Source organism: Paenibacillus sp. OK076, assembly GCF_900110055.1.
Lineage (GTDB): Bacteria > Bacillota > Bacilli > Paenibacillales > Paenibacillaceae > Paenibacillus.
In genome coordinates, this window is record NZ_FOCH01000007.1 from 43,472 (window position 1) to 56,056 (window position 12,585).

Below are 12,585 nucleotides of genomic sequence, written 5' to 3' on the forward strand. Positions count from 1 at the left end.
CCTTATCAAATCAAACGCTCTTCGCCAAGAGCCTTGGCAAGCCCGTTGGCCATAAATATGAGCACCAGGCTGACGACGCTCTTGAATATGCCTGCGGCAGTTGCAAGAGAATAGTTGCCCAGGTTAATTCCGTACTTCAATACGAAAATGTCGATGGTCTCGGACACGTCCTGCACCAATCCGTTCCCCAGCAAATATTGAATCTCGAAACCCGCGTTCAGCACGTTGCCGACATTGATAATGAGCAGGATAATAATCGTTGGTTTAATGCCTGGAAGAGTGACATTGAACATTTTGCGAAACCGGCCTGCCCCGTCAATCGAAGCCGCCTCGTACAAGCTCGGATTAATTGAAGTCATGGCAGCCAGATAAATGATGGTACCCCAGCCAATTTCTTTCCACATGCTGGACAAGCCCACAATGCCCCAGAAATATTTCGGCTCGGCGAAGAAATTAATTGGAGCGCTGATGATGTGAAGCTTCGTCAGCAGCACATTGACGATTCCCGTCTCAGTGGATAATACGTTGGCAACGATGCCTGTAACGATGATCCATGATAGAAAATGTGGAAGATAGGAAACCGTTTGCACGACACGTTTGAACAGCACCATCCGCAATTCGTTCAACAGAAGCGCCAGGCCAATCGAGCCAACAAAGCCCAGAAACAGACTGATTAAGCTCATCGCCAGCGTATTTCGGATGACACGTACAAATGTAGGGTCCGTGAACAGGGTTTTAAAATGCTCCATGCCTACCCATTCCTGCTGAAAAAAACCAAGGCCGGGTCTGTAATTCTGAAACGCCATCAACCAGCCCCATAACGGTCCATACGCAAAAATAGCGATAAACGCAATAAATGGAAATGACATCCACAATAATTGACGCTGACTTTTCATTCGTGACAGGTTATACCCGATCCAGCTTTTTCCTGATGGAAAATGGCTTGCCTTTATCCGGTGCTGCAACTCATTTTTGGCCATTCTTTTTCTCTCCTTGCTTACGAGTTTATCTATATCAACCTCGTGTGGATGAATCGGTCCATTCCAATCCAATCTCCGATTTTATCGTGTAAGAAAAGGCTACAGGATTCCCCATAGCCTCTCTGCATAGCAGATCCTTACCCCCACAGCTCCACGCGTCTGCGGACTTCCTCCGTTAATGCATCTTCATATGCTTTGATATCCGAACTTTCCTTGAGAGTGGCCTGATACTCTTCCCAGGCCTGGTCAAACTCGGCTGGTGACGTCATGATCACTTTAGGCAGCCATTTTCGTTTTACGTCGTCCATTTTCTGTCTAGCAATCGTCTCAGGTTTGTTGGGTTCAAAGTTATAGGTATAGATCGGGAACCATGGTTCGTTGTCCTCCGCAGGCTCCAGGAAATCCGTAAACTTCGTATATCCGTAAGCCTTCAACACTTTTTTGTCGATGTCATTCAGTGTGGCCAGATATTCCTCGGGTTGCTCCTTAGGGTCGAGTGCATTTTCCCCGTCAGCAGTCATGCCTTCATGATGCGGAAAATACACTAGGGGACTTCCCGTGTTCGCCAGCACCCAGTCTGGATCTTTGGAATTGGAACGCTGCTCTTCATTCCGGGAGAATACACCTTTTTCATCGACCTGGTAATCCACGCCTTCCTGTCCCCATGTTCTCAATACTTCGATCTCAGGGTCCAGCAAATCATTAATATACTGAAGCGCACCCTCTACATCCTTGCAACTCGTTGTAATGGCCAAGCCGCCATTCACGTTAAGGATTGGCTTGTGCTGATAGCGCCCCTTTACATCCTCGGAAAGCGTGATGGACAATGGCACATATGTTTTGTCGTACAATTTTTGCTTCACGAGCGACGCCTCGGCGTCAAGGAACTGCCACCCCTGGTCCACCATGCCCAGCACACGTCCGGTTGAAAGTTTGGAAATATATTGATCAAAGTTTGCCGTAAAGGTCTCGTTATCGACCAAACCTTTATGGTACACTTCATTGATCTTTTTGAAATACGCCTTCGCTTCAGGAATCGTATTGTAGTTTTTGGCCGTCAGCGTTTCTTTGTCTATGATAGCTGCCCCTTCATTGGGGTAACCAGCCAGGAAGAGCGGAGGGTTTTCCAGTGCAAAATATCGCCAGTCATACGAGATAATTTCAAATCCAATCGTCGGCTGACCGTCAACTGTCGGATGAGCTGCTTTATACCGTTCAATCAAGTCAAAGTATTGATCAAGTGTTTTGATTGTCGGATAATTATCCCATTCCAGCACAGCCTTCTGAATCCAGAATGCTTCTCCGTCATGAGTTACCTTCATGGACTCGCCTTGTACATTGCCAAACTGAGGGATGAAGTAGATATGTCCATCCGTTGTGTTTTTCATTTTTTTCCAATCTTCGCCTAGATAATTTTTGATGTTCGGATATTTATCGATGTAATCCTCAAGCGGGACCAGCGCCCCTGCCGATACCAATTGCTGAGTACCATCACTTCCATCGATAAAGTCGGGATATTCGCCGCCTGCAATCAGCACGCCAATCCGTTCCTTGGCCGTTTGGCCGGTGAGCCAATCCATGGTCACGCGGACACCCGTTTTTTCTTCAATCGCTTTCAGCACCCGATTATCGTCTGGTGCAATTTTCCCCGGCACGGCAAAAAATGCGGAAAATTGCTTCAAATCCTTGCCATCCGCTGTCTTCTCACCAGACGAGGATGATCCTGGCGTACATCCGGCAAGTGCAACAACCAGTATTAAAGCCAGCAAAACGCAATGCCTGATTTTTTTTCTAACATCCTTTTTCATCATGACCCCTCCATCGATTATTTGGACAGAAGCTTTGTGGAAAGCGCTTTCCAAAGGCTATGTTAAAATTACCATGTTCCCCTGTCCCCCTCAACGGGAGAAATTATAGGCGAAATCCCAATAATTCCAGTTCAATGGCAATAAAAATCCTGCCCCTCCATCAAGGAGTGCAGGATGTAGAATCGGCAGCGTACGCTGCCTGGGCTCTTTTGCGATATTGCGCAGGCGTCTCATCCATGAGTTTCTCGAACCGGTTAATAAAGTAATCGGAATCGCGATATCCGACAGCTGTTGCAATTTCATATACCCTTTGATCGGTTCTACGCAGCAGCCGGGCGGCTTCCTCCACACGCAATTGATTCAAATAATCATTGAAGGACAGAGCATAATGCTTTTTGAAAATCTGACCCAAATACGCACTGTTCATGTAAAATTGCTCTCCCAGCAATTTCAGGCTGATGTTCTCCCTGTAATGTTCATGAATGAATGCCTCGATTCTGGCCAATACACCCATTGCGTTCCATTTCTGCTGCTCCTTCAGCTTCTCTGCGCACAGTCGCGAGAACTCCCATAAATTTTCAATGTTAGCCTCCATAGACAGCATCGCGTAATTCATCTGGAGGAACGCTGACTGCATCAACCCGGAATCCGGGGGACCCGTCTCACCTTTTACAAGTTCCAACAGATTGTACGCCAAATAATGCAACTGAATGCGGACGATGCCCGGCTCGATTCGTTCATTGAGAAAAAATTGAAAGATCGCCTCTGCATGACTGCGAAGCTCATCCATTTGCTGTTGCTCAATCGACTTGATCAGGCCATCAAACAATTGTTTCTCTCGTTGTCCTGGCTGTTTCGTAAATATTTCAGTATTCATATGCTCGAAGTAATACATGGGGCCACTCGTGGTAAAAAAACGCAAGCTCTTCATTTTGCCGCAGGATTGGTAGGACTCATACAGTTCCTCCACCCTCTGTACTTCCTTTCCGATATAGAAGGCAACTGCCGACTCCTGACCCTGATTCAGCTCGCCATGTAATCGGCCGATATATTCCTCCAACGCGATAGCCTCCTCCTTCAGCATCAGATCCGTGAGAATGAGCAAAACCGCATTCTTTTCCCCCGTGAACGGCTTCAGCACTTGTCCCTTGAAGGGCTCGCCAACCGATGCTTCAACCCGGGAGCACCAATCCGTTTCGCATTCTGCTCTCCCTGCGGTCTCCCCTGTCGCCTCGATCAGCATGCAGCGCAGGAAGTTGGCACTCTGATAGCTGGACTGCACATTTGCAACAGATTCTTTATCGGCTGACCCAAGCAAGATGGACTGCATATGCTGAGCCAAGATGATCCGGTCCTTTTCTTGCTGGTGTCGCTTCTCTTCTGTCCGCGCATCGAATGAGATTCTGAATTCCTCAAGCACTTGAACCAGTTCCGTCTTCACGATGGGCTTGAGAATATAGTCATTCACCTGGTATTTAATCGCCTGCTTGGCATACTCGAACTCGTAGAATCCGCTTAGCAGGATCAGCTTGATCTCGCCGCCATACTGTTCGTACAAGGTTCTCGCAAGCTCCATGCCGTCCATCTCCGGCATCTTGATGTCGGCGATGACCAGGTCAGGGTGCACGGCCCGAATGCACTCCAGCGCCTGCAAACCGTTTGATGCCTGACCGCAAATCTGATATCCGCATGACTCCCAATCGATAAGTAACTGAAGTCCCTGGCGAATAAATGGCTCATCATCCACAATCAGCACGTTGATCATATCCTCGCTCCTTATCCCTGAGATGCTTGCAAAAGGGGAATATGGATGGCAACCGTTGTCCCCTTGCCCTTTTCGCTGAAGATGTCCATCTGCACGCAATCATCGAAATACATCCGCAGCCGAATATAGGCATTCATCATGCCGATGCTGCTAAGCTCGCTCATCCGATCGATGTTTGGATCACGCATCATCGCTCGAAGCAGCGCCAGCTTGTCAGGATCGATGCCGACTCCGGTGTCCCGAATGGTTATGGAGAGCTGCTCGCTTCGAATTTCGAACAAAACCTCCACGATCCCGTCACTCGACGTGCTCTCGATGCCATGGATGCAAGCATTCTCGACAAAGGTGAGCACGGTCAGCTTGGGGATCATCAGGTCTGGAATAGAAGGATCTGTGACCCTGATTGCGAATTGCAGCTTGTCACCAAAGCGATATTGCTGAATGTTCAAATAACTCTCCACGAACTTGATTTCCTCTGCAATGGTAATCAGGTCATCCCCCCAATTAATCGTCTGGCGCAGCAGCAATGCCAGCTTATGAATAATATCCGAGGTTTCAAGCTCATCCTTGATCAAGCTCCGCATACGGATCGTTTCCAGCGTATTGAACATGAAATGCGGATTCACCTGGCTTTGAAGGGCCTTCAGTTCCGCTTGCTTCCTGGAGAGTTCAAGGGCTTGCCGCTCCACCTGACCCTTAAATACAATCTCGATCAGGTTCCTGATCTTGATCACCATCATATTGTAGCTGTGGGTCAGGCTACCAATCTCGTCCTTGCCCACAGGTCCTGAAATGACCTCAAATTGCTCATGCTTCACTTGATCCAGATGCTTCGAAATCCGGTCAATCCTCGTTACCAGCGATCTGGATATCATCCAGATCAGCAGGGTCGGCATCAGCAGATTGAGGATCATCAGGACGGTCACATTGAGCCTGGAATCCATGACCTCGGACAAAAAGTCCAATTTGGCGGCGCTGACGATAATCTGCCAGTTCTCTGATACCACGGGAATCAATTCCGTGGATTGAACAGACGAAATTGGACTGTTCGCCAACAGGTGAAATGGCTGGCGCGTCTGGTTCATTTTTGAATCGTTCGAGAAAATGACCTTGTCATCCGATACCACATATACATTTCCGTTCGTTCCCTCGTTCTTGAGCGACTTGTTGATGAAGGCATAATCCAGATCGACCTTCAAAACCTTCTCCACCTGCTGCTCCCCAAAGTAATCCAGCCTCCGAATGATGCTTACTTTGCGTCCTCCCTGACTTTGTGACATCTCCGCCTGCTGCTTGTCGAAATACGAATAGATCATGATATGGTCGCTCGTATTCATCAACGCTTGGTACCACTCACTTGCTCGAACCGCATCATCCAGCTTAATGAAGTTTCCGCCATTCACAAAGGTATCGTTGCCGACATAAAACGTTACTTGATTCACCTGCTGATAACTGTAATAGTATCTGACCAGATTATTGTTGCTAAGCATGTCATAGTAAGCAAGATAATAGTCTTCGTCATCGCGGTATCTGGACTCCATAAATCGGTTCAGCGTTGCATCCGTATACAGAAAATTGGACACATACAGGCTGTTGTCGATGCTGTTCCGCAGGTTGAACCTGATCCTTTGCTGCATTTCATTGAAACGGTTGTTTTCCTTTTCCTCGATGTTGCCTTTGATGCTTTGATAAAAGACCGTATTGGTTGCCAGTACCGGAACTAGCACACAAAAAATGAACAATATGTACAGCTTCGTTTTGAGACTCCAATCATCTAAAAATTGTTTGCGCTTACAGAACTGCTTTTGGCTCATCTCTTATCATTATCTCCTCTAACAATTACATCGCATCAACGTTATTATATCGTTTTTTGAATCGGAGTTGGTACAAATGATGCCGCCTATCCGTCGTGCTCCGGAAGATCATAGCACCTGGGGTTGAACAACATCATGCATTCCTTGCCCACGTGCCAGAAAAAGTTTGGTCATGAAGGAATTGAAGCAAAAATAAACACTCGGCGCAACAATCGGCCGAGCGTTCGCTTCTCATTTACATTGGCTCCCCTGAGTGAAAACGGTCATGAGGATGCGTTAACTCATCAGTTGGTTGAATACCTTTTCCCAGCGGCTGCTGTGCCCATCCTCCATGAATAAAGGAACAAATCCCAATCGGAGATAGATTGCAATTGCAGGAAGCCTGAAGTCATCCGTCTCAAGCAGGGCCGCTTGCTTCCCCTCATCTCTCATTCGGTGCAAGGCAGCCAGTGCAATGGTATACCCAAGCCCTTTCCCGGAGTGCCCCGGCAGAGCACCCACCATATGCAGATATCCACAGTTGATATCCCTATCCTCTTTCTCCCATGCTACAGCAGTGGCAACAGCAAGTCCCTGATAACAGAGAAACAGAATCTTCTCCGGCAAAAACGGTGGCTGAAATCCGATCTTGTCGCCGAAGGCAATCTCCCTGGCAAAAGAAATTCGGATCACATGCTCCCACTCCGTTACATCACCAGATTGAAACGATCTCAAGCTGTAACCTTCCGGTATGTTCAGCTGCGGCAGATCTGCCAAAGTATCCTTTTTCATGACCAGCTTGGAGCGTTCATCCCTCATCCTGTAAAGCCTGCCTTTACTCTAAAGTCTGGAAATGGAACCGTGTTCCCGCCCTGCTTCACGGATTGCATCGAGAGGAAAAAGACCGCGCTCCAGGTCACGGCATCATACACATCAACCAGCGGGCTGCGGTTTTCCTGAATCGCCGAGATGAATTCCTCCAGCACCAGAAAATCACCCCCGCCATGCTTCGTTCCCGCCGCTAAGTGCCCCCACTGCTTCCATTTGGGATGATCATATTCGGGCTGATAACAGGACATTTTCTCCCATACATCCGAGCCATCCTCTCCGTTTACCGGAGAGCGGTTCTGCAGCCATACGAGATCTTCCTCATAGGGATGACGCGCGGACAAGTAAGCTCCCTTGGTTCCCTGCAGCATATAATGAGTTTTATTATGCGGCCGGACGGAGACCCAGTCGATACGCAGCGTAATCAGAACGCCATTCTCGGTCACCAGCGCGGCGACGGCTGAATCCCCTTGACTCCAGTAGCCTTCACGGGCAGCCGGATGATCCTTGCCAAACTGCTCGCTGAAATAATTCTGCAGCGCCCTCGGTTTGGAGACTTGCGCCGAGATGCTTTTAAGCCGATCTCCTCCCGGTTGATTCAGCCCGATCCACTGCGCGGCTGGCCCAATCGAATGCGTCGGATAGTTGACGCCGTTATAATTCTGGTGGAGCTGTCCTCGCCACGTAAGTGAGCCGTCCGGATGATGAATCAGATGGCGTAAATCATGAATATAGCCACCCTCAACATGGGTAATCTCCCCGAATAAACCTTGCTGCGCCATATAATTAACCGTAAGATTGGACCTGGAGAAGCAATAGTTTTCTGACATCATATATTTCAAACCTGTGCGCTCCACCGTCTCGACCAATTCCCAGGCTTCCTCAAGCGACTGCACAGCAATCACCTCACTTAACACATGTTTGCCTGCGTTCAGTGCATCAATGGAATGCCTGGCATGCATATGCATGGGGCTAATTACAAAGACGGCATCAATGGAAGCGTCCTGCAGCATTTCCGAATAGTCGCTATACGTCCTGATCCCCGGGAAAATCCCTTTCCACTGCTCCAGAACCAGTTCATTCAAATCACAAGTAGCCGTCAGATCAATTCGGTCAGCCAGAGAATGCAAGGCATTCAGAAAGCTTGCCCCCCGGTTACCTCCCACTATAGCCAGCCTTACTCGCTTGCGGGTCATCGCGTCATCCCTTTCTTCGGAGAGGATAGTGACACAATCAGTTCTGTGGAATGACCATCGCCTTTGGCATCTGGATGCGGTTCATAATCATACATGCCTTTGACAAAAATGTTCGCCAGCTCCTGATACGGTGTCCCCTGCAGCAAAATAGTATTGATGCTCAACTGCTGCTCCTGAAGGTTTACGAGCAGCACCGCTGGGATATCCGGTACAGCCGCCAATTGTACAAAATGCCAATGATCACGTTGGAAGACAGACTGAACATGGTTATGTCCGTTAAAGAAAATGCCCGGTCCCTGATGTTCATTCAGTATCGACCAGATATCGAGTGCAGCATCAAGAGACATCATCGGCTCCGTGGATCTGGCCGTTGTAGCGTATACCGGATGATGGGCGAACACGAGCAGCGGCTTCTGTCCGTACCTGTTCATCTGTCCCCGCAGCCAGTTCAGCTGCTCTTCATCGATCATACCGCCCCAATGGTCGGGATTCTCACGCGCAGTGTCCAGTACCAGCAGCACCGCCTCCTCTTCTTCAATCGCCAGATAGCGATGTTGCCCCGTCATTGCCTGAAGATCGCCCTTGGAACAGGTATGCGTGTCATGATTACCCAGCGCATATAAAAATTCACCTTGCAATAGCTCACTTTTAACCTTACTCATAATAAAATCGAACTCCGAGGGTTCACCGGCATGTGTCAAGTCACCAATAGACAGATGGTAGTCAGCGGAGAATGCCAAAAACTCCGACAGATAACCGGTATAGAAAGCCTCCCTGGCCTCAATCATCGGATCATCCGCCTCTATCAGCTCGCTAGAATAGTGCAAATCGCCCATTACAATCAGTCTCATTATCATAATCTCCCTTATCCTTTGATGCCCGAATGCATAAAGCTGCTGATAAACTGCCGTTGGAACAACATAAAGCCAATCAGCATCGGCGCCGTTACAATCAGGGTTGCTGCGCTGACATCCGTCCACTGTGCACCTGCTTCGGTTGATTTGGCAAACATCGCTAGCCCTACAGTGAGCAGACGATTTTCCGGGGAATTCGTCACAATAAGCGGCCAAAGAAAATCATTCCAATGAAAGCTGATGGAAACGATCGCAAACGAAAGATAGACGGGCTTCGACAGTGGTATATAAATACGCAGCAAAATGCCGAGCGAAGAACAGCCCTCTACACGCGCAGCCTCATCCAGTTCGTAAGGAAGCTGTTTAAAGGCCTGCCTTAAGAGGAACACGCCAAACGCAGAAGCAAAATAAGGCAGCATAATACCGATCTTTGTATCCAGCAGTCCCAACTCGTTAATGATTTGGTAGTTAGAGAAAATGAGTACATCCGATGGGACCATAATCTGGACGAGAAAGAGCATAAAGACAATATGGCGCCCAACAAAAGCAACGCGGGCAAACGCATATGCGGCCAGGGTTAATGTAACAATCTGAACTGCAAATATTCCTGAGGTTACAAGTAGCGTATTCCACATGTATTGTCCGAATGGTGCCCCCTGCCACACCCGACTGAAATTATCCAGCGTAAAATTCCAGGACCAACCTGCACCAATGGATGCATCCTTTGGAAGAAAGGCATTGCGCAGCATCCACAATAGCGGAATCAGCCAAGCGGCAGCAAACAACAGCATAATTGCATGCCACAACGCTTGTCCGGCCATCCGGCGGCGCCTTGCGGATCGAAACTTCCCGTTCAGCGACTGCTTGGCCTTTTCTGGCCGCAATGTAGCGGACAAGGACAGCTCGGCAGCATTTTTCATGATTCCTATCCCCTTTCACCTTCCACCTTCTACTGGTAATGAATTTTGCGTTCCCATCCCGCAAACTGGAAGCAGGATATTACAAGAAGCAGAACGATCATCACCACGGTCATAGCCGCCGCCATCCCCTGGTCATTGAAACTAAAAGTTGTCTCATAGATATAATATAGAAGCAGGCTGCTGGCATGATCCGGCCCTCCCTTGGTCATCATCCACAGATGATCCACCCATTTGAAGGCATTCGTAATCGCGACGACGGTGACAAACAGCGTTGTGGGCATCGTCAATGGTATGGTGATCCGCAGCTGCTGCGTCCACACGCCGATCCCGTCTACCGAGGCCGACTCGTAAAGATCTTTCGGAATTTGCTGCAAGCCAGCCAGATAAAAGATCATGAAATATCCGGCTTCCTTCCAGACAGTCATCACAATCAGCGAGCCAAGCACCGTATCCGGATTGCCAAGCAGATTAACCTCGCTTCCTGTGAACCAGGAAGCAAACCGGGCAAACAAACCAAACTGAGGCATATAAAGAAACAGCCAAATGCTCGCAGCGGCGATCATTGGAATCATATTCGGGTAGAAAAAAGCAATACGGACCAGACCTTTGCCCCGGATCGCTTTATCTGCGAACAACGCCATTACAAAGGCCAGCGCCATCGAGACGGGAACCGTACCGACGGCAAACCAGATGTTATTTCGGAACACTTCAATAAAAACAGGATTATGCAGCAATGCCTTATAGTTGTCCATTCCTACGAATACGGGCGTGCGTACGGCCAAATTCTGCTCAAACAGACTGAGCCATGCCGATTTAAGCATCGGATAATAGGTGAACATGCCAAGAAACAGAAGGGATGGTAACACAAGTCCCCACCCAAACCCGTTCCGCCTAAGCTTTTCGTTCCAGCGGGTATTCATGCCCGATTCTCCTCCTTGTACGATCTGCGCCTTGCATCCCTGCAACTACGGGGAAAGAAATATCGGCGGGAAGCACTGTCTTGGCTTCCCGCCAGGATCATAACTGAGGAAGGTTCTAATTCAGCAGTTTTATTTGTTAAAAGGAGCGAGCACACGATCCGCTTCTTCTTGTGCGGCCTTCAGTGCACCGGCGGCATCGATTTTGCCAGCCAGCGCGGATTGAATCTGGTTGGTCAGTGCGGAGGACACCTTGCCGTGATTATGCGTGGATAACTCCCTGAATGCATACTGCAGCTGGTCGCGGGCCACGAGTGCCTGCGGAAATTCATCGGTGTACGCCTTCATGGCTTCCGTATCGTAGGCGGATTTGCGAACCCCGACATAACCGGATGAAGAACTGAACAGTGCGGCCTGTTCCGGAGCAGTCATATACTTGGCGAATTCCCAAGCCGCCGCCTGTTTCTCCGGTGTGGTATCTTTGAAAATGTACAGGTTTCCCCCGCCCGTAGGCGATCCGTATTGCTTATTGGCTGGTGCGAAGGCTACACCAAAGTCGAATTTGGCGTTGGTTTTTACGTTCGTCAAGTTGCCGCTGGTGTGCATCATCATAGCCGTTTTGCCTTCAATAAAATCGGTTGGCGTAGCCGCCCAATCAATAACCCCTTCCGGCATTACCTTGTACTTACGGGACAAATCAAGCCAGAATTGCAGAGCTTCGACGTTCTCCGGCGTATTAAAATTGGCCTTTCTGCCGTCGTCCCCCATAATGCTTTGCTTGGGATCGCTCGCATTTTGGCGGGCTAGCATCTGGAACATCCAGTAGGAATCATCATTCCCCGGAATCTCCATCCCTGTATGTCCATCACGATTCAGCTTCCCGGCATATTCCACCAGCTCATCCCAGTTTGTTGGCGGCTTGTTCGGGTCCAGACCAGCAGCTTTGAACATCTCTTTGTTGTAATACAAAATAATTGTGCTTCGCTGGAACGGTACACTGTACGTATGTCCATCCGCTTGGGTATCCTCCACAAATGCCGGATAGAAATCATCCTTGTTATAGTCCGCATCCTTGGCGATAAAATCATCCAGAGGAATTATGGCGTCGGTGTCCATCATGCTGTACAGCTCAGTCGACATCATAACAGCCACATCCGGCGGCTGCTTGGCCTGTACACCTGCCTGAATTTTGATCGTATTATCTCCGTAGTTTCCGGTATAGACCGGTTTAACCTTAATATCCGGGAATTTCTCCATAAAAGATGCACTCATCCCGTCAATAACCTTTGTAAGCGGCCCGCCTACGTTCACCGGGTAATAGAATGAAATTTCAACCGGCTCCTTGGGAGTCTGATCCAAAGCGGTGTTTGGATTAGCTGTTGAAGCCGTTGTACCTGTACCCGCCTTGGTATCAGCTGCATTCCCCCCTCCCTGACTGCACCCGACCAGCATTAACGTTAACCCCAGCGCAATCAGCGCCATTTTCCCCTGCTTCAGCATTTGTTTTCTCCCCTCATATGTGCC

The 12,585-nt window shown here is 48.9% G+C and carries 10 protein-coding genes; all 10 read right to left on the reverse strand.

Going from position 1 to position 12,585, the window contains the following annotated elements; translation table 11 throughout:
- Positions 1 to 5: 5 nt before the first annotated feature.
- The 10 genes from BMY78_RS29575 to BMY78_RS29620 all read right to left on the reverse strand — a co-directional run bounded on the left by BMY78_RS29575 (position 6) and on the right by BMY78_RS29620 (position 12,561).
- Positions 6 to 980: an ABC transporter permease gene (locus BMY78_RS29575; protein ID WP_218152291.1), complete on the reverse strand. Its 975-nt coding sequence runs from the start codon at positions 978 to 980 to the stop codon at positions 6 to 8.
- A 137-nt stretch (positions 981 to 1,117) separates the two neighbouring features.
- Positions 1,118 to 2,791, reverse strand: coding sequence for an extracellular solute-binding protein (locus tag BMY78_RS29580; RefSeq protein WP_256222518.1), 1,674 nt, complete (start codon positions 2,789 to 2,791; stop codon positions 1,118 to 1,120).
- A gap of 157 nt (positions 2,792 to 2,948) precedes the next feature.
- Positions 2,949 to 4,553 (reverse strand): response regulator transcription factor, encoded by a 1,605-nt coding sequence (locus tag BMY78_RS29585; protein ID WP_090904806.1) that lies wholly within the window; start codon positions 4,551 to 4,553, stop codon positions 2,949 to 2,951.
- An 11-nt stretch (positions 4,554 to 4,564) separates the two neighbouring features.
- On the reverse strand, positions 4,565 to 6,367 hold the full coding sequence (locus BMY78_RS29590) for a sensor histidine kinase (protein ID WP_090904807.1): 1,803 nt from the start codon (positions 6,365 to 6,367) through the stop codon (positions 4,565 to 4,567).
- 276 nt (positions 6,368 to 6,643) lie between these two features.
- Positions 6,644 to 7,165 (reverse strand): GNAT family N-acetyltransferase, encoded by a 522-nt coding sequence (locus BMY78_RS29595; protein WP_090904808.1) that lies wholly within the window; start codon positions 7,163 to 7,165, stop codon positions 6,644 to 6,646.
- A complete protein-coding gene (locus BMY78_RS29600) occupies positions 7,162 to 8,370 on the reverse strand; it encodes a Gfo/Idh/MocA family protein (protein WP_090904809.1) in 1,209 nt (402 codons plus the stop codon). Before BMY78_RS29600 ends, BMY78_RS29595 begins: the two co-directional genes overlap by 4 nt.
- Positions 8,367 to 9,221 carry a metallophosphoesterase family protein gene (locus BMY78_RS29605; protein WP_177185921.1) on the reverse strand — a complete coding sequence of 285 codons (855 nt, stop codon included), beginning with the start codon at positions 9,219 to 9,221 and terminating at the stop codon, positions 8,367 to 8,369. Before BMY78_RS29605 ends, BMY78_RS29600 begins: the two co-directional genes overlap by 4 nt.
- Before the next feature lie 14 nt (positions 9,222 to 9,235).
- Positions 9,236 to 10,045: a carbohydrate ABC transporter permease gene (locus tag BMY78_RS29610; RefSeq protein ID WP_256222522.1), complete on the reverse strand. Its 810-nt coding sequence runs from the start codon at positions 10,043 to 10,045 to the stop codon at positions 9,236 to 9,238.
- Between the two features lie 128 nt (positions 10,046 to 10,173).
- Complete coding sequence (locus BMY78_RS29615) at positions 10,174 to 11,064, reverse strand: carbohydrate ABC transporter permease (RefSeq protein ID WP_090904812.1); 891 nt, start codon at positions 11,062 to 11,064, stop codon at positions 10,174 to 10,176.
- Between the two features lie 129 nt (positions 11,065 to 11,193).
- Entirely contained in the window at positions 11,194 to 12,561 is a 1,368-nt protein-coding gene (locus BMY78_RS29620) for an ABC transporter substrate-binding protein (protein ID WP_090904813.1), read from the reverse strand.
- Positions 12,562 to 12,585: the final 24 nt, after the last annotated feature.